This window comes from Anaerohalosphaera lusitana, assembly GCF_002007645.1.
GTDB lineage: Bacteria > Planctomycetota > Phycisphaerae > Sedimentisphaerales > Anaerohalosphaeraceae > Anaerohalosphaera > Anaerohalosphaera lusitana.
Map to the genome: position 1 here is coordinate 2205726 of NZ_CP019791.1, position 18013 is coordinate 2223738.

Here is an 18013-nt window from a genome sequence, read left to right on the forward strand (position 1 = left end):
GAGTTTATGGGAGTCAAATTAAAGATATGGGGCGATTACGCTTGTTTTACTCGGCCGGAGATGAAAGTCGAGCGGGTCAGTTACGATGTGATCACGCCATCGGCGGCCAGGGGAATTCTCGAAGCGATCTACTGGAAGCCTGCGATCCGCTGGGTCGTTGACCGAATCCACGTGCTCAGACCGATTCGCTTTATGAACGTCCGACGTAATGAGCTGGCCGGCAAGGTCTCACCTGCGAATGTCAAAAAGGCAATGAAGGACGGCAAAACGCCTTTATTACAATTCATAGAGTCAGACCGCCAACAGCGAGCGGCTATGGTTCTTCGTAATGTGGGCTATGTGATCGAGGCACATTTTGAATATGCCAGTGATGAGGATCGCAATGACGGCAAGCATCTCGACATTTTTAACAGGCGAGCCCGCGACGGCCAATGCTTCATGCAGCCGTATCTGGGCTGTCGAGAGTTCCCAGCGAATTTTCGCCTTATCGAGCCCGACGAACCTGTACCTGCATCCGAATTGAAAGGTGAACAGGACTTGGGCTTTATGCTGCACGATATAGATTTTGCCGACGATATGCAGCCACGGTTTTTCCGCCCCACAATGGTCGACGGGATAATTGAAGTTCCACCTTTCAAAGGAAGCGAGGTGAGGGCATGATTCTGCAATCGTTTTATAGTTATTATGACCGCCTTGCCAGTGAGGATAAGGTTCCCGCATTCGGGTTCAGCAGGGAGGGTGTTAGCTTTGCACTTGAGATAGACGAGGAAGGCAATCTTAGTCAGGAATTGGATCTTAGAGAGAACGTCAACAACAAACCACGGCCGATTTCCATGGAAATACCGTTTTCGAATCAAGTGAATGTCAGGTCCAGTAACATCCAGCCTAATTTTCTGGTAGACAAGGCCTGCTACGTCCTCGGCAATGACCAGAAAACAAAACCCAAACGACTGGCTGAATGTCAACAGCAGTACGTCGCTTTACTCGAAAGTGTCGCTGAATACGACGATTCATGTTCTCTCAAACCAGTGCTTCAGTTCTACAAATCATGGCGACCGGAGCTGGCAAAGAGCCGACTCGAGCTTTGGAAGGATATCGGTTCGGATACTGGTGGACTCATATGTTTCAAGATTGCCGGCAAGCGAGAATTTCTTCATCAGAATAAGAATGTTCGCAGGGCATGGCAGAAATTTCTTAAGAACAAAGAGGGATCTTTCCATGGACCGTGTTTGATATCTGGTGATCCCAATGTTCTACGGCAGAATCTCTGCGCACAGTTCAAAGGTATTGCGGGCGGCCAGTCTTCTGGTATGTCGCTTGTGTCCGTAAATATGAGTTCGGCAGAGTCTTATGGTAAAAAGGAGACATCGAATTGTCCCGTAGGAGTTCAGCCAGAATTTAAAAGCTCCACTGCACTGAAGTATCTCATTCATGAAAAAAGTCAGCATCTCTATATTGGCGAGGCTTATACGGTTTTCTGGACAGAGCGTGCATCATCAATCGAAGGCATGTTCGGGATGATCCTGAACCCTGCACAGGCGACAGAAGGGGACACTAAGCAGATACGTGAATTTCTTGCTTCTGTTAGGAGTGGTAGACAGCCCGAAGAGATCGATCCCGACATAAAGTTCTATATTCTTGGTCTTTCACCAAATGCAGCCCGGCTGTCGGTGCGTTTCTGGCATGTGTGTTCAGTTGGTGAGATGGAAGAACGTATCGGCCAGCATTACCGTGATCTGGAGATTGTCGGGCTTGGTGAAAAGTTGCAGTACCCGGGCATTCGGCGGCTGCTGTGGGAGACGCACAGTAAGAAGTCAAAGAAGGAAACCGCTTCTCCGCTGCTGGCAGGCGCTTTGATGCGGTCGATCATGGAAGGGACTGCATACCCGCAGAATTTGCTCACAGCGGTGCTTAACCGCATTCGGGCGGATCAGGAAATAAACAGTGTTCGTGCTGCTATCATAAAGGCAGTGATCAACAGAAAAAATCGAATTTACAATACAGGTTTGGAGGCAAAAGTAATGTTGGATACGGAAAACAAAACGCCGGCATATCTGCTCGGCAGACTGTTTGCAGTGCTTGAAAGAACACAGCAGGCAGCGTTGGGCCAGAACATCAATTCAACCATTAAGGACCGCTATTTTGGTTCAGCGTCGGCAACCCCCTCGGTGGTCTTTCCTCAACTACTCCGGCTGAGTCAGCACCATATCAGCAAGACCGAAGCAGGTGGTTACTTCGAGAAAGAGATTGGGGGCATACTTGAACATGTTCAGGCATTCCCGCCGCACCTTACGATTGACCAGCAGGGCGTTTTCACTCTGGGCTACTATCACCAGCGGCAGCACTTTTTCAAGGGCAAGAACAAAACAGAACAAACTCAAAACTAATCAACTGAATATTTCAGAAAGGAAAGAATAAAAATGTCTAATCCAATCGAAAATCGGTATGAATTCGTATATCTCTTCGACGTTGAAAACGGCAATCCCAACGGCGACCCGGACGCAGGCAACATGCCCCGGATCGACCCCGAGACCAGCTACGGCATCGTTACGGACGTTTGTCTCAAACGTAAGATTCGCAATTTTGTTGAGATCGCACACGACGACAAAGCACCCAATTGCATATACGTGAAAGAGAGGGCTATTCTTGCCAGTCAGCAGGCAAAAGCTTACGAGGCTCTCAAGCTCAAGAACGATAAGAAAAACGGTGACGGAATTGCTCAAGCACGACGGTGGATGTGTCAGAATTTTTATGATGTTCGTACATTCGGTGCCGTAATGAGCCTACAAAATTACAACTGCGGTCAGGTTCGAGGCCCTGTGCAGATTAACTTCGGACGGAGCATAGACGCTATCGCCCCAAGGGATCTTTCGATAACACGCATGGCTGTCGCCACCGAAAAAGAAGCTAAGTCTCAGGGCGGTGACAACAGGACGATGGGGCGCAAATCCATTGTTCCATATGCTCTCTATCGCACTGAGGGATATGTTTCAGCATGCCTGGCGGAAAAGACAGGCTTTGGTGAGGATGATCTGGAGCTGCTCTGGAACTCTCTTGTCAATATGTTCGACCACGATAGATCCGCAGCACGGGGCAAGATGTGTCCGCGGAAGCTGATTGTTTTCAAGCACGACAGCAAACTCGGCAACGCCCCCGCACACAAGCTGTTTGAAACGGTCGATGTCAAACCGTGCGAAGGCAACCCGCCTCGTGGTTGGGACGATTACGAGGATGGTCTGTCATGTCCGCCTAGCGGCTCGCTGGACGGTTTTAACGGCGTCGAAGTTATGCACATACTTTGATCATGTACTCCGAAGACGAGCTTATTTCGATCTCGGCATTGCAGCATTATGCGTTTTGTCCGCGTCAGTGCGGCCTTATACACATAGAGCAGACCTGGCTGGAAAATATGTTCACTGCTAAGGGACGTGTGCTGCATGAAAAAGTTCACGAAAGTGACAACGAAGTCCGGTCAGATTTGCGGATCGTACGCGGCCTGCGAATAAGGTCGCTTCGCATTGGTCTTGTCGGTCAGTCGGATGTCGTGGAGTTTCTTCGAAGCGAAACGGGAATTGTGCTGCCGGGAACAGAAGGTCTCTGGCAGCCTTTTCCGGTTGAATACAAGCGCGGCAAGCCAAAAACTGATTCATCCGACAGCATTCAGCTTTGTGCACAGGCTATGTGTCTGGAAGAAATGCTGAACGTTAGTATCGAAAAAGCGGCAGTATTTTACGGCAGACCTCGCAAACGGTTTGAAGTCGATGTGACAGACGAGCTGCGAGAGGAGACGGTGACTGTACTTAAGGCAATTCGTACTATGCTGACGACAGGGCAGACGCCAAAGGCCAAATACAGCCGAAAATGTAAAAGTTGTTCGCTTTACGCTCGCTGTATGCCCAGAACCACAGGCATTAGTAAACGCATTGGTGCATATATCAGCAAAGCTTATGAGGATCCAGAGGAGGTGCCGGACTGATGAAGCAATTGTTAAATACGCTTTTTGTGACTACGCAGGGGGCATATCTTTCCAAGAAGGGCGATACGGTTGTCGTTAATGTCGAACACAAGCCGGTTCTGAGAGTGCCCGTTCACAATATCGGATCCATCATATGTTTCGGTAACGTAATGTGCAGTCCCTTCCTGATGGGATTATGCGGGAAACAAAATGTGACACTTTCATTTCTTACAGAAAACGGTCGTTTCCTTGCTCGTGTACATGGGCCGGTAAATGGGAATGTACTGTTGCGTAAAGAGCAGTTTCGCAGGTCCGACGACTTGAATGCCAGTGCCCGTATCGCTCAAACAATGGTAACCGCGAAAATCGCCAACAGCAGAATAGTGCTGCTGCGACACCTTCGTGATAGCTGCAGTATTGAAGGTGTTAACATTATTCGTAACGCTGTTGAAAATATGATGGAGCATCTGCAGACCTTGCAGGATGAATGCTCTCTGGATACAGTCAGGGGTGTCGAAGGCATGGCAGCGAATGCATATTTTGACTGCTTTGATCATCTTATGACGGCGAACAAGGATGCGTTTGTCTTTGCGACCCGCAGCCGTCGGCCACCTCTTGACAACGTAAATGCTTTGCTCTCATTCGTCTATACTTTGCTGGTGCGTGACGTTGAATCGGCCCTGGAAAGTGCGGGGCTGGACCCTGCAGTGGGCTTTCTTCATCGGGACAGACCCGGCCGTCCCAGTCTGGCTTTGGATGTAATGGAGGAATTGCGTGCGTACCTGGCGGATCGCTTTGTTCTTTCGCTGATCAACCGTCAGCAGGTCAGGCCTTCGGGCTTTACCAGAACCGAATCCGGTGCGGTTATGATGGATGATCAGACTCGTAAGGCACTGCTGGTCGCCTGGCAGAAACGAAAACAGGAAGAAATAATGCACCCATTTCTTAAAGAAAAAATCTCGCTGGGATTGCTCCCTCATGCACAGGCAATGTTGCTTGCCCGTTATCTGCGGGGAGAGTTGGAAGGATATCCGCCGTTTCTTTGGAGATGATTGAAAGGGATATAAGATGATGGTTCTGGTGGCTTATGATGTCAATACTGAGACAAAGGCGGGACGGGGTCGTTTGAGGCACGTTGCGAAGCTCTGTGAAAATCGTGGTCAGCGTGTGCAGAATTCGGTGTTTGAATGCCTTGTTGATCCCGCTCAATGGGTCGAATTGCGTCAGGCTCTTGTCGGCGTAATTGCAGAGGATACCGATAGCCTGCGGTTCTATTTTCTTGGCAAGAATTGGAAAAGACGTGTCGAGCATGTCGGGGCCAAGCCTGGATATGATCCACAGGGGCCAATGATAGTCTGAATGTGCCATCGCGAACCCCAGTTGCACACGGTTTTGCCGGGAGGTTCGCGATTGATGTAAATGCTTTTTGGCAAGTGAATTATGGAAACGAAATATATCTCTGTTCCGGAAATCCCCTTCGACTGCGGAAGGTTCGCGATAAACCCTTGCTAACTTCTGCAATGACAGTATTATATAACCCTTACCGTCGCTCCCATCACGGGAGCGTGGATTGAAACATCATCTGCACATGCGGCTCAACATCCACCAACGTCGCTCCCATCACGGGAGCGTGGATTGAAACAGCGTCTCGGTCGTACTCTCCGCACTCATCCTCGGTCGCTCCCATCACGGGAGCGTGGATTGAAACAGGGTAGCGAACGCCTTACCGAACTTGTTAAGATGTCGCTCCCATCACGGGAGCGTGGATTGAAACCACACTGTCACAGAGATAAAGGAGGTGCTGTAATGGTCGCTCCCATCACGGGAGCGTGGATTGAAACGTACTGGTTCGGGTTGGTCAATTCCCGATGCAAGGTCGCTCCCATCACGGGAGCGTGGATTGAAACATGTAGCCACACACCTTGTGGCGTGATTCGTAAGGTCGCTCCCATCACGGGAGCGTGGATTGAAACAGCATCGGCGGGTGTATTGACATCAAAGAGCAGTGGTCGCTCCCATCACGGGAGCGTGGATTGAAACATCTAGCCAGCTCTTAACACGGTCGATATCCCAAGTCGCTCCCATCACGGGAGCGTGGATTGAAACGGTCGGGCCTTATTTAACCCTTTACGGAGGTCTGTCGCTCCCATCACGGGAGCGTGGATTGAAACATAAATGTCGCGCCCTCAAATGACTGCGTTACCAGGTCGCTCCCATCACGGGAGCGTGGATTGAAACGTCGCCATTATCGTCCTCTTGTATTGGTGCAGATGTCGCTCCCATCACGGGAGCGTGGATTGAAACAACCTTCTTCATCCCCTCCTTAAATTCCTGATACGTCGCTCCCATCACGGGAGCGTGGATTGAAACTATTTCGGCGAATAGTCTAGACTAAAAGGGGGCCGTCGCTCCCATCACGGGAGCGTGGATTGAAACGCCGACACTGTCTCACCGCAATACCGGCAAGCAAGTCGCTCCCATCACGGGAGCGTGGATTGAAACGATTTGCAAGTCATTACTCGTCAAGTCGACGCCGGTCGCTCCCATCACGGGAGCGTGGATTGAAACGCATTGTCCGATCATCCCACCATCCAGGAGATGCGTCGCTCCCATCACGGGAGCGTGGATTGAAACCATGCTTAATCGTTTATCCGCATTCCGCTGCCATGTCGCTCCCATCACGGGAGCGTGGATTGAAACTATCTTATATCGCACCAAATCAAGACCAGACCAAGTCGCTCCCATCACGGGAGCGTGGATTGAAACACTGAGGATTGCTCCTTCCTGCACGCTGGCTGAGCGTCGCTCCCTTATTCTTTTACCATCGTCTTACTCCGACAAATTACTCAATACACTGAGTAATTTTACTTTATCTACAAAACAGTGTAAGGCTTTGCCCAACAACGGCTTGTAAATGCAAAAAGCCTGCCGAAAAACCTTCAGCAGGCTTTTTGCACTTGTCCGCTTATGAACGAAAGTAGCTATTCAGTCAACTTATCAGTAGTTAAAAAATACCAACAACACCACTGATGTCAGCATTGGGTCGGATCAAATCTGTTGGGTTTATTGAGCCCAGTCGTTTGCAAGCTGTGTAAAATCTAAGAGATCAATTTTCTGATCTCCATTTGGAAGTGGAGCTACATCGACAACAGGATTTGTGTTGTAGTTGAGCCAGGCTTCACCCAAAATAAGCAGGTCGGCGATGTCGATCCTGCAGTCTTTTGTGAAATCGGAATGATAGGGAGTCGTAGCGAGGTCTGCATTAGTTTTCTTTACATCAACAGCTCCTTCATTAACTTTTGCTTCATTCAATTCGACTGTCACGGGCGTGCAATTGAGCGGCCCCGAGGCAAACTGAATGTCAGCCATCTTGCCGTCATACTGCATCGGCTGAGCGCCTGCCAATGCAAGTTTAATCGTTCCCGGAACGGCCGTATTTGAAATAAAGCTGAAGTTGTTCAGCCCAACCATTTCGCCCTGAGTTACTATCGGTGTACCAAAAATTGAGTGGTCGTATTGAACCGTGAGATCAACAGAATAGATTTCGGTGCCGTCCTCAAATGTAATATGTATAGGCAATGTGCAATTCTCATGAGGTAAATATGTTTTGTCTGTCAGAGACACCGCTGTTGAAGGATCGGTATTACTGTTCAAATCACTCATGGTCTGCTGTGCCATAGAATCGCTCCAGTTGCCTGATACGTCACCAACAAGAATGCCCGTGAAATTCTGTCCTGGCTGATCTGTATTCAAAAGAGGGAACTCTCTTTCTTCCGGCACGAACGTCCAGATTTCTTCACTGCCGGGGAACGGAACCGATATCAAATCGACCGCTTTTTGTAGGATATATGATGCATCCATTGCTGAAACAAGCCCATTCCTGTTTACATCTGCAGCGATTTGCTGGTTCTGTGAAAGGGTCCGAAGTCCCGCGTCGGCCTGTAAGATGAGTGATGCATCGAAGGCTGTTATCTCTTGGGCATCGTTCGACTTAGCAGGTTTGAGGCGATAGCTGCCAACGGGAATGTCTTGCATTGAGTAAGACCCGGTTCCTTCGCTAACAGTATCAATGGGATTGCCCACGCCCGAAAGGGTCAGAGCAGTGCTGGGTATTCCAGCCAGGTCGTTGAAATAGCTGACTGTGCCGCTGATCCCGAACAGGCCGTTGACGATGACGCTGCCGTTGTCGACCGCATGCGATATCGTCCCATCGTTAAGGACCGAACTGTGAATAGTCAACGGCGAAGTTGCCGGAGGTGGTGCAATGATCTCAAATTTTATGACAGCTAAATCTCCAGTGTCGCTTACAGAAGCAGCGCCTGCTGTAGATATTCGGATTTCTCCAGCCGTAGCAGTGTTTGCTGTAAAGGACCAGTCAGGGATGAGTCCACCTTTGTTTACACTGCTGATGTTCAGTATGCTGCTATCATATTCAATGGTACAGCTCGCAGCCAGAAGCCCCTGGACATCGGCCAGTGTGAGTGGGACAGTAACAATGGTTCCATAATCACCCACAGCCTCAGGCAAGGAAATGACGATCTGTTCATCGTGGAATGTAAATGCATTAGTTAAACTGCATGAAGTCATATCAGGGTTGATCAGCTTCACATCCACGAGTGCAGGGTCGTGGGATGGGGTTTTACAGCGGATTTGTGACGAACTCAAGTATTCGACGTCAACAGCTTGCTCTGTGCCAAACATAACGGTCGCCCCTGTCTGGAACATGCTGCCGGAAAGCGTTACAAGTGTCCCCCCATCTGCTGAGCCGGTATTTGGACTGACTGAATTAAGTGAAGGGGCATTTTCTACATTTACTGTATGCGGCAAAGCAGGCGTTCCGTTATAAACTGTGCTGATGCCGTCGGTTGCTGTGATGTAGTAATCAAGGCCGGGGGGCACTACTGCTGAGCCTGAAATACTCGCACTCCACATGCCTTCGCTTGTGTTAAGCATTGACAGTGACCGGAAAACTTCTTCACCTATTGCTCTATAATACAGTGTTACGGATTCCACTGTGACATTGTCACTTGCAGATGCCGTGATGCGGAGATTGGTGCCCCCAACAGCCTCAAAAACAGGGGTATGCGTAATTTCGGGAACTATAGTATCCAGGGGCGCAGCTGATGCAACATTCGAATAGTTCGACTCGGTGTAATCTGTTTTTAACACGGTAAATTTGTAGTAGAGCGGCACTGCTGGAACAACGTCTGTATCAGTGAAGTATTCACGGCCGACCGGAATGATAGTGTCATTGATTTTTTCGTACGTTCCGTCTAAAGTAGTACTCCGATATATGTTGTAACCGGCCAGCATGTCAAAATCATCCTGCTGCCAACTTAGTTCGATTCTCCCTTCACGGCCTGTTGCATGCAGCGTCATGGCTAGTATGCCCATTGTTTTAACTTCGAACCGGAATCTACCAACATCATGACCAGTGACTAGCCATGGGTCATCTGCGGCAACAGCTCCGGATATGCGTATGCAATGGTAACCGTCTCCGGTCACTGGGACTACCCAGAAAGAGCCCTCCCAGGTGCGCGCATCGATCCAGCCGGCATTGTCGTTATCTATTGGCTTGACAACGAAATCTGTGTACGGCGAGGTTGGACCGAATGTCACAAATGGAATATTGTTTGGATCGGTGTTCATGTCTCTGTTGAAAGTGACGCGGAAAGTAGTTGGACCCATGCCAACCTCTGGAATAGATAGGGCGGATTGGCCGTTAATATACAGGCCATCGACAAAAGGATAAGTGGACTCATATCCACGGGCAGGGGGCTGGCCGTAAACAACTTTTGCCTTGGTGAAATCATCGTAATAATCATAGATCAGATAATCGATGAGTGTCGATGAATCTGTTCCCCAGAAATTGTCTTTCATGGTTACAATGTTCTCATTATTCCCTGGTGCTTGTATATGCATCCAGTTATTCAGACTTGGATCCCAATACTTGTTCAAAAATGCATTAAATCTAAAATGCCCTGTGTCGGCTTGAGTCACGTAATCCAATGCCTCCTGAGATCGCAATTTAGTAGTCAATTCGTTGGCAGTCCATTCTCCCGGCAGCTTGAGAACAAAGTTATCGCCGATACGGTACCATCCGCTGAACCCTGAAAAGCTCTTCCAGTCAAATCTTGTACCAAGGTTCATGTCGTAGTATGCGTCTCCAAAATACATATGCGGAAATGCTCCGCCTGGAGTTCCGCCAAAGCCATTGTAAGTGTATACCAATTCATTACCGTCCAGCCACACCCATTCTCTTGGAAACCCCCTCGTCGTGAGGCCAAAATGAGTTCGCATGTAACGGTTGTTTGCAAGCTTGGTTTCCATCAACTGCTGCTCATCCTCTGACAAAATTGAAGCTATGTGTCCGCCCATGAATTGTGCAAATCGTTCAACCATATCAAACTCAACACCCGATGCGTGTAAACGGGCATACGTCAAATCAGAAGCGGCATCATAGTACGCATAATCAAAAGAATAAGCTGAGGAAAGCACTTCAGGGATCGTTGTAGCCCGGGGTGTGAAAGTTACAGGCTTGTTATTCTCTATATCCATTAAAAATACATTGTCCACAAATTCGAGAGAGTTCGAATGAGGCCATGTCCATCCGCTATTGAAAAGGCAACTCTTGTAATATCCGATATTTAGTGTGCCCTGCGGCCTTAGCCGGTGGAAAATACAGTATCCCGCTTCTCTTGCATGGATTACCGGTGTTCCATAGTCCTGCTCAAAATAGCAGTGATCAAGTGTTCCCATCCCGCTATGAATTTCCGGGTTGCGGACGGTGGTGTATTTCATGTTAGCGGTTCCCCCGTTAAATGTTATCTTTGTTGTCTGTCCTGCAACAAGATAGCTTGGAAACATGTTTACGGGTTTGTCTTGAGTGCCCTGAACCTCAAGCTTGCCTTCCACAACGAAGTAGCCATTCTGCGGACCAGGATTATAAGGATCATCGCTGACTGATCCAAATTGAATCTGACTTCCTTCCGCAATCGTTAGCGTAACTCCCTCTTCGATCAGTACTGGTCCGCCGACAATCCAGAATTCATCTGAAGTTAAAGTCATATCCTGTTCAATTACTCGCGGTACGTTTTTGCCTCTCGTCACCACGTAATTCCAACGGCTTATTCTAGTGAAGCTTTCAGGGTTGTCTGGATCCCAGCCATCGTTAAAGGTTATAGTAAGTTCAAATGGAATCACATGTTCGTTCGGACAGTTCGGAGCCACTCTAAACACAAGCGGGTCATCGACACCTATGATCACTCCGTCCTGGTCATAAATGAGCCCGTTGTCGTACATACTCCATGGCCCCATTGCGGATATGCTGGACGTTCCGTCGATTATCTCGACATATGGGTCATCTATCATCGAACCCTGGGCGCGGGCACGTAAGGTCAAATCTATGTTCTCAGCCGCACCACTTCGGTTGATCAGCTCGATGCCCATATGAATCGTTTCTCCGGCATCAACCGAACCGTCAGCGTCATTTTCATCGGATATCGCTGGGTCGTCAAAGATCCAGTTGTCATACATAGTTACACCTGGGGTCGGCGGAGTCGTAACGGCAACATAAGCGTCACAAACTGTACCACTGCTTACGATGCTTGCCATCAAAAACCGATTGGAATAAATGTCCCGCTGCCAGAAGAATGATCGAAGCAAAGCTGCTGTACCTGAAACCACAGGAGCCGCCATGGATGTTCCGCTCCATTCTGCATAGCTGTTGTTCGGAAGCGTGCTTAGGATGGATTCGCCAGGAGCCATTATATCTCCTGGGTTTGAAAACCAGCTTTTTTCGCCGTCAGTATTACATGAAGCAACACCAATCACATAGGGATATTTGGCTGGGTAACAGGGAATTGGTGCGCTGTCGTTTCCGCTGGAGGCTACCAGAACCGCCTGACTCAGTGCGACTTCTAATGCATCGGTAATTATCTGGCTGTATTGATAACCGCCGAAACTCATGTTTATAACTTCCGCACCATTTTCAGTTGCATATATGATGCCCTCGGAGATGTCCTGAATAGTTAAAGTTCCCGTGTACTGAGCAGCACGAATTGCCATGATCTTGGTGTTGAATGCTGTCCCGATTATACCTTTGCCATTGAACGCCTGCGCAGAAATGATCCCTGATACGTGCGTTCCGTGCCCGTGCATATCCATGGGGTCACCGGAATGGCTGCGCGGGTCAGAAACCACGTTGCAGCCGTGAATGTCATCGATAAAACCATTGTTGTCGTCATCGATCCCGTTGCCGGGAATCTCAGCGCTATTGACCCACATGCTAGCCTGCAGCTCTTCATGTGTGTAGTCAACACCGGAATCGATTACTGCAACGGTCACGTCACTGTTTCCCCCGGCACAAATGCCGTTTGTGTTGATGTAGTTCCAGGTGGCCTGTATTTCTGCTTGAGTCAAATACCACTGCTCGGGGTACATTGGGTCTGTGGTTCCATCAGGTAGGTTCTCTATGGGTGGATCAAATCCCCAAGCCATCTTCCACTCATAATTCGGTTCTACGTATTCAATTGATTCATCTTTGGTGAGCTGTTCGATGAGCTGCTGTATGTCCACATTCTCGTCCGTGGAATAGTGATACCAGCGGCGTAGATTCTTCTTTTTCTGCTCAAGCCCGTTTCGCGAATTCAGTTTTGATATCTGCTGGCTTCCTTGCTTAAAGGCATGCTCAAATACTCCCCGGCCTTTTTGTAAGCCGCGGCCCTTGAGCTTTTCTTTTACTCTTGGACGGAGCGTTCGTGCTGATCTTTCAGTTTTGCCGGCTGACTTGACTTCAACCAGGGCAGATTCCTTGAATTTGATCAGAATCTCTCGCGGTTGGTAAGAGTCTTTGTACTGGGCTGAACCGCGTTCGGTGAGCTTGCCGGCTTTAGTTTGAGCGCAGATGGCGAACAAAACCAGCGACGCAATTAAGAATTGCTTAAACATTTTTTGCCTCCTGGATCAACGTACTTACATTTGCAAAGAGCGGGATATGTAGCAGATCCAGGAGTTCTCTCAACCTACCTCTCTGTTTAAGATACAGAGATATAGTAGCATTTGACCATAAATTGGCAAGAGAAATCCTATTCCAAATTATAAGCCATGCTTTTGATATAGATCCCCCCGCAGATCTGAACCATTCATGAATTCCATTTGTTTGCAGGCAGCTCAATCCAGCCTGCTGAGCTTGTCCCCAAAACTGGGTAGTAGTTTGAGATGAAATTGTTTTCGGGTATACTGAGTTTGTGACTTAATTAAAGAACTGTAAACAATGGCATGAGAAAGATGGTGATTTGCGGCGGAATTCAAGGCCCGCGTTGTGCGGGCGGCTCTTCGTGAGGACAAGACGCTGGTCCAGTTGGCAAGTGAATTTGATGTGCACCCCAACCAGATCACCAAGTGGAAGCGACAGGTACTGGATACTTTGCCGGAAGTCATAATCTTGCAGACAGCTATCGAACAAAACAATAACATCTGTCAGATGGAATAGTGGCTAGCATTCACGTTTGGGGATCCTCAAGATGCATCCCACTGTGATCCAGTGTCAGGCCGCAGTGGTAACATATAAAAGCTTCGTATCCCAGGGCGCCGTCGTACCATTTCAGTTTTCGGCCGCAGAAGGGGCAGCGGCATTTTCTAATGATTTCTGTAAATTCTTTGAGCTGTCGACTTCGATTTGGCTGTGTGTTCTCGTGTTTTGTCATGGTATTCACCTGTTATGCTTTTTGCGGTGTCGGCCCGTTTCACCGCAAAAAGCGACAAAACGATAGAGCTGACGCTGGGAGGCATGAAAAAAGCAGCCAAAACCGGCTGCTCAAGAATGTAAGAGAAAAGATAAGCGATTTATTTGCTGACTCAGGCTTTTGAGGGGTCGATTTTTTCGATGTTGTTTTGTTTTGGATTACCGCTGATTATCCAGTCACCGTAATAGCATCCTGCGTAGTAGATCATATCTTCGATGATACGCAGCATGTCACAGTTTCCGTTTTCATCGATGAGTTTTATATAGCTGGTGTAAGTGACGTGGATGTTTTGGTAGGGTCCCAGCACGGGCCCGTCAAGACCCCAGTCATCCATTTGCTGTGCGGGATCTTTTCTGCCGTGAAACATTTTAATAAAGACCATATTAGTGCCTCTTGTTTGTGAGCAAGTAAAGCTTAGCGATAGCCGTTTTTCTGGCGTACCGCTAAGCTGGTAGTATTACTCGGTTACACTGATTTCCGCGGCAAGCAGATTCAACTGGATATCAGCTTCTGCGGGCATCTGCCGCAGGAATTTTGTAAATTGTGCAAGCATAAACCCGGCCGCTATGTTGGCACAGTAGATGGTAGTCTTTGCGGTGCAGGCGCCCGCATACGCCCTCTGAGGCGTAAAAAGGGTCCGGGGGTAATGCAGGCGTGATGATTCGTCGGCAGCTGTTATTACCCTGAGACTCTCAGCGGTCATCCTGCCGTCGACAAAGAACGTGGATCTGTCTTTGACCGCCTGCCATATCAGCCTTCGTGTATGGATAGAGTCTACCGCACAAAACACACAGTTGCCGATCTCTCCGCTGCGTTTGAACCTTTGTTCGACCGATACTACCTCTAACTTGCTATTGATCTGCCTGCACAGTCCTGCGGTGGCCCTTACTTTGGGCTTGCCCAGATCGGCTTCAAAATATCCCTGGCTGGCAATGTTAGTTACTTCGATTAGGTCGTGATCGATCAATTGAAGCCACGGGATGCCCATAGCTGCAAGCTGTAAAGCTACCTGCCTGCCTATGGCTCCAACACCGATAACCGTTGCTCTGCAGGACGCAATCCGTTCTGCCGGAACAATGTCCTGTTGTCTAGAATATCTCGGGTTCATATGAACACCTCGCTTTCGTCGTCCCATAGATCAGGTCTTTGTGCCAGCTCATCCATAACCGAGCGGCGTGTTGCCGGATCGAGCGCCTCTAGCTGGTCGATCATATCATTTGAAACCACCAGATCATCCCAGAACTCATCATGTTCGGAGCCGGCAAGGTTCAGCGCATCGGCAGATGTTGACGCCCAGGGGATCTCGATGACGTTTTGTTCGTATTCAGCGTCCCAGCTGTCATGATCGGTTGGACCGAACTGACAGCCGTAGTCAACACGAACGGGAATGAGCATGTCAGCGCCTGGCCCCACATTAAAACGCAGCTTTGCAAAAGTGTTGTCGTCCTCTGCCAGTATGAACATGACCGCCCACTGACAGGATCCAAAGACCCTTGCAAACGTCTCGTTGTCGGTGGCACTCGGTGTGGGTGAGTCGGATGGATGTGTATGCAGCCAGACGCGGGCGAACTGCTCGGGTCTTTTGCCAGCATCGACCTGCCTGTCAAAATAGTCCGCCACGGCTTCGTCATGGAAGCTGACAGTTACCGATGTTACCTGCTGAGTGATGGTGACAAACTCTCTTACGTACAGCAGGTCATCGGTATCGGTGACCGCAAAGCCCGCCACCTCATTATCGCTTTTGTCGCGAAAATACAAAAGCTTTGCCCATGCGGTGGGGCTGAATCGAAGAATGGGGTTGAAATTTTTACTGCGTTTTTTCTTTTGATTTGATTTAACTGTTTTCGATTGTGATCTGGTCCTGGCTGTCGTTTTGTTTTTCTTGGCCATTTTCATTGCTCCTTTCTGCCAGGCAGTCCCGGCAAATATCTTCTCCAATACACTTGACGCAAAAGTTGTCGCCGCATTCCGAGCAGGTTCGTGTGCAGTCGGGGCATATGGTATCTCCACAGTCGATACATTCGTCCTGACACGATATACAGGCGGTGATCTGACGGCAGCACTGACAAAACATTACGCAGCCCTGGCAAAAGTCGTAGCCGCAGAACTCGCAGTATAAGGTGTGATCGGGATCTGTGATAAAGCCGCATTCGTAGCAGGATATACCCTCCCAGTCCTCTATCGGTATGTACGGACTCTCAGGGTTGTAGACCTTGAGAATGCTTTCGACCATGCTGAAAAAATCAGCAAACCTTCCCTGCTCAAGTGCCTTTCGGATGGGGACGGTTCCATCGCCTTCGCAGACCAGCTCATTGCTGATATGCGGATGGGTTACGGCCGATTCCGAGGCGGCAGGATGCGGATCCAGGGCGGTGACATAGTATTTGCTGCGGTTGTCACTGCTCGTGAGCCCTTCGATGTACAGCGATATCTCAAAGGGCCCCAGATAAACCCCTTCAAGCGTGATCGGTGCGGTGGTCACAGAGAGAGTGTCCCTTGGCGGATCAAATCTAAAGCCGCCGCAGTCGGCTTCGATCTGATCGAGCTCTTCGATGAGCTGTCTGATAGTCGGTGTTTTTGTCCTGGGCGGTGCAAGCGTCTCTTTGTTTGCACTTATCCAGTAGTTAATCTCCAGGCAGAGCCTGTCGATTCTGCTAAGACATTTTTTTGCGGCCCCGTGCCAGCCCCTTACGGCGGCCAGCTCGAGCTTGTGCGAGTTTTTCATGATGTGTGCCGCCATATCCGCAAACCTCTGGGTCCTGTGCGATGTCTCGATGAGCCTGTTGCAGCGGCCGGTGATAAGGGCCTGCTGGAGCCTGGCTGCGATTTTGAGTTTTTCTTTTGTTGGGTTCATAGGTCTGTCCTTTCGAAAAAGAAGGGCACCTGCCCGCTGGTGAGCAGATGCCCCTGGTGAAGTTGACATTGTTACTTTGGTCGCGCGCCCTGGACCTTTGTCGGTGTAATCGTAATCCTGTCGTTTGGCTGGAGGATATAATCACGCGGTACCGGCTGACGGTTGACCCGGATCAGATAATCTTCGGGGCTGTCGGCCGGCATCTTCTTGTTGAAAAACTGCTCGACAGTCGTGTTTTCGCTGATGTCGATATAGTCGGCAAAGCCGCCTCCTGAGTTGTTTACATAGAGAATACGCATTGTTTGTCCCTTTCATTTTTGGTTCTTCAATTATTAGTAAATGTCCTTTTTGCTCCCGTAACTTTGTCGGTCTGCTGTCGGCGGACCGCGCGCAGTGGCAGCTGTGTGTGTCATAATTTGATTGTTCCTTGACTTAACGAGATTTGACGGTTATCCGTTTTGGGATGATTTGAACATCTCAGGCGCGATCTGATCGAGCGTTGTGGGCCTAAAGTACAGATCCCGCTCGACCGGCAGTCCCAGAGGACCGCGAAGTTCTTCGAGCTCTTGGAGGCTTATATAGCCCAGCTCCTTGCAGTGACCCTCTACCAGGCCGAACATCTGGTAGTCGATGACGTTGCCTGCCCTGTCCTTTACCGGCTCGGCTTCGAGTATCCACCAGGTAAAAGATGAGTCGGGTGTAAAGAGCTTGCAGTGTGCCAGGGCCTTGCCGCCTTTGCCGTCCTGGCTGCCTAAAGGAGGCAGTTTTTCACGAAGATCCTCTGTCAAAAGCTCCATGCCCCGGATCCTGTTGTTGGCCTGTGCCCTGGTCGATGTCTTCTCGGTTGCTGTGAGTATCTCGGCTGTGCTGCTGACAAACTCCGTGAGGTTTTGGTTCTGCTCCTTGCGATCGATCGGATCGGATTCACAGGCAGGTATAGGTCTTGTCAGAAGCTCGACCTGGTCGGGATTGAGTTCTATGACCACCCGGCCGTTGTCCTGGGAATACCACTCAAAGTACGGGTACTCGACATAGTCGGCCGGCTGCAGCCCTGCGGTCATGTCTCCCGCCTTGCCTTTCTGGGTCATAGAAAAGCCCTGCATTCTGCTCGTTGCTTTGCCGCGATCGCATGCTTCTCCGTCACCGCGAAGCAGTACCTTTGAGCCCCTGATATCCCTGTGGAAATTGCCGTCCAAATCAAAGGTTACTTTTTCCTCGATACCGGCAAACTTCATCCAGCCGGTGATCTTGCCCTGTCGTGTGTTGTCCAGTACGCCTTCAATAAATTGTTCATTTGGTCTCCATGCCATTTGTATCACCTTACCTTTCTTTTTGCGTTTTAGTTTTTCGTTTTCGTTTCAGTTCTGCTTTGCTTCTTGCTAAATAACAAAGGCACATCTGCCGCTTTGAACAGATGTGCCTTACGAGCTGATCTTTGAGAATAGATCCTGCGTTTAC

General features: G+C 49.3%; 13 protein-coding genes, 1 pseudogene and 1 CRISPR repeat array. Of the genes and pseudogenes, 7 read left to right on the forward strand and 7 right to left on the reverse strand.

The window, feature by feature from the left end; all coding sequences use genetic code 11:
* Positions 1-6 precede the first annotated feature (6 nt).
* Genes cas5c through cas2 form a run of 6 tightly spaced genes read left to right on the forward strand, consistent with a single transcriptional unit; the run spans position 7 to position 5314 of the window.
* The gene (gene cas5c / locus STSP2_RS09090) at positions 7-660 is read left to right on the forward strand and encodes a type I-C CRISPR-associated protein Cas5c (RefSeq protein WP_146661958.1); all 654 of its coding nucleotides are present in this window, start codon (positions 7-9) and stop codon (positions 658-660) included.
* The gene (cas8c, locus tag STSP2_RS09095) at positions 657-2387 is read left to right on the forward strand and encodes a type I-C CRISPR-associated protein Cas8c/Csd1 (protein WP_146661960.1); all 1731 of its coding nucleotides are present in this window, start codon (positions 657-659) and stop codon (positions 2385-2387) included. Before cas5c ends, cas8c begins: the two co-directional genes overlap by 4 nt.
* A 33-nt stretch (positions 2388-2420) precedes the next feature.
* Positions 2421-3302, forward strand: a complete 882-nt coding sequence (cas7c, locus tag STSP2_RS09100) for a type I-C CRISPR-associated protein Cas7/Csd2 (protein WP_146661962.1) — start codon at positions 2421-2423, stop codon at positions 3300-3302.
* A gap of 2 nt (positions 3303-3304) precedes the next feature.
* On the forward strand, positions 3305-3976 hold the full coding sequence (gene cas4 / locus STSP2_RS09105; RefSeq protein WP_146661964.1) for a CRISPR-associated protein Cas4: 672 nt from the start codon (positions 3305-3307) through the stop codon (positions 3974-3976).
* A complete protein-coding gene (gene cas1c, locus STSP2_RS09110) occupies positions 3976-5007 on the forward strand; it encodes a type I-C CRISPR-associated endonuclease Cas1c (RefSeq protein ID WP_146661966.1) in 1032 nt (343 codons plus the stop codon). The genes cas4 and cas1c overlap by 1 nt, the downstream gene beginning before the upstream one ends.
* 16 nt (positions 5008-5023) lie before the next feature.
* Entirely contained in the window at positions 5024-5314 is a 291-nt protein-coding gene (gene cas2, locus STSP2_RS09115) for a CRISPR-associated endonuclease Cas2 (RefSeq protein ID WP_146661968.1), read from the forward strand.
* Between the two features lie 186 nt (positions 5315-5500).
* Positions 5501-6721: a CRISPR direct-repeat array (repeat unit 32 nt; unit sequence GTCGCTCCCATCACGGGAGCGTGGATTGAAAC).
* A 297-nt stretch (positions 6722-7018) separates the two neighbouring features.
* Here cas2 and STSP2_RS09120 read toward each other — a convergent pair.
* A complete protein-coding gene (locus STSP2_RS09120; protein ID WP_146661970.1) occupies positions 7019-12904 on the reverse strand; it encodes a S8 family serine peptidase in 5886 nt (1961 codons plus the stop codon).
* A 358-nt stretch (positions 12905-13262) separates the two neighbouring features.
* Between STSP2_RS09120 and STSP2_RS17675 the strand changes: the two are divergent.
* Positions 13263-13379, forward strand: a pseudogene (locus STSP2_RS17675) (transposase); the annotation flags it as partial.
* 434 nt (positions 13380-13813) lie between these two features.
* On the opposite strand, the gene STSP2_RS09130 reads toward STSP2_RS17675, so the two are convergent.
* The 6 genes from STSP2_RS09130 to STSP2_RS17680 form a co-directional block, all read right to left on the reverse strand.
* A complete protein-coding gene (locus STSP2_RS09130; RefSeq protein WP_146661974.1) occupies positions 13814-14083 on the reverse strand; it encodes a hypothetical protein in 270 nt (89 codons plus the stop codon).
* Positions 14084-14158: 75 nt separating this feature from the next.
* Positions 14159-14809 (reverse strand): ThiF family adenylyltransferase, encoded by a 651-nt coding sequence (locus STSP2_RS09135; protein WP_146661976.1) that lies wholly within the window; start codon positions 14807-14809, stop codon positions 14159-14161.
* Positions 14806-15591: a Mov34/MPN/PAD-1 family protein gene (locus tag STSP2_RS09140; RefSeq protein WP_169853101.1), complete on the reverse strand. Its 786-nt coding sequence runs from the start codon at positions 15589-15591 to the stop codon at positions 14806-14808. The genes STSP2_RS09135 and STSP2_RS09140 overlap by 4 nt, the downstream gene beginning before the upstream one ends.
* Positions 15536-16555 (reverse strand): hypothetical protein, encoded by a 1020-nt coding sequence (locus tag STSP2_RS09145; protein ID WP_146661980.1) that lies wholly within the window; start codon positions 16553-16555, stop codon positions 15536-15538. The genes STSP2_RS09140 and STSP2_RS09145 overlap by 56 nt, the downstream gene beginning before the upstream one ends.
* Before the next feature lie 71 nt (positions 16556-16626).
* Complete coding sequence (locus tag STSP2_RS09150) at positions 16627-16854, reverse strand: molybdopterin converting factor (protein WP_146661982.1); 228 nt, start codon at positions 16852-16854, stop codon at positions 16627-16629.
* Positions 16855-17004: 150 nt separating this feature from the next.
* Positions 17005-17865, reverse strand: coding sequence for a DUF2958 domain-containing protein (locus STSP2_RS17680; RefSeq protein ID WP_236782698.1), 861 nt, complete (start codon positions 17863-17865; stop codon positions 17005-17007).
* Positions 17866-18013 lie beyond the last annotated feature (148 nt).

What these genes read in the sequence shown, in the direction of transcription:
- cas1c (WP_146661966.1), top strand. Translation starts at nt 3,976, where the DNA reads ATGAAGCAATTGTTAAATACGCTTTTTGTGACTACGCAGGGGGCATAT.
- STSP2_RS09135 (WP_146661976.1), bottom strand. Translation starts at nt 14,809, where the DNA reads ATGAACCCGAGATATTCTAGACAACAGGACATTGTTCCGGCAGAACGG.
- cas5c (WP_146661958.1), top strand. Translation starts at nt 7, where the DNA reads ATGGGAGTCAAATTAAAGATATGGGGCGATTACGCTTGTTTTACTCGG.
- cas4 (WP_146661964.1), top strand. Translation starts at nt 3,305, where the DNA reads ATGTACTCCGAAGACGAGCTTATTTCGATCTCGGCATTGCAGCATTAT.
- cas8c (WP_146661960.1), top strand. Translation starts at nt 657, where the DNA reads ATGATTCTGCAATCGTTTTATAGTTATTATGACCGCCTTGCCAGTGAG.
- STSP2_RS17680 (WP_236782698.1), bottom strand. Translation starts at nt 17,865, where the DNA reads ATGGCATGGAGACCAAATGAACAATTTATTGAAGGCGTACTGGACAAC.
- cas7c (WP_146661962.1), top strand. Translation starts at nt 2,421, where the DNA reads ATGTCTAATCCAATCGAAAATCGGTATGAATTCGTATATCTCTTCGAC.
- cas2 (WP_146661968.1), top strand. Translation starts at nt 5,024, where the DNA reads ATGATGGTTCTGGTGGCTTATGATGTCAATACTGAGACAAAGGCGGGA.
- STSP2_RS09150 (WP_146661982.1), bottom strand. Translation starts at nt 16,854, where the DNA reads ATGCGTATTCTCTATGTAAACAACTCAGGAGGCGGCTTTGCCGACTAT.
- STSP2_RS09145 (WP_146661980.1), bottom strand. Translation starts at nt 16,555, where the DNA reads ATGAACCCAACAAAAGAAAAACTCAAAATCGCAGCCAGGCTCCAGCAG.
- STSP2_RS09140 (WP_169853101.1), bottom strand. Translation starts at nt 15,591, where the DNA reads ATGGCCAAGAAAAACAAAACGACAGCCAGGACCAGATCACAATCGAAA.
- STSP2_RS09120 (WP_146661970.1), bottom strand. Translation starts at nt 12,904, where the DNA reads ATGTTTAAGCAATTCTTAATTGCGTCGCTGGTTTTGTTCGCCATCTGC.
- STSP2_RS09130 (WP_146661974.1), bottom strand. Translation starts at nt 14,083, where the DNA reads ATGGTCTTTATTAAAATGTTTCACGGCAGAAAAGATCCCGCACAGCAA.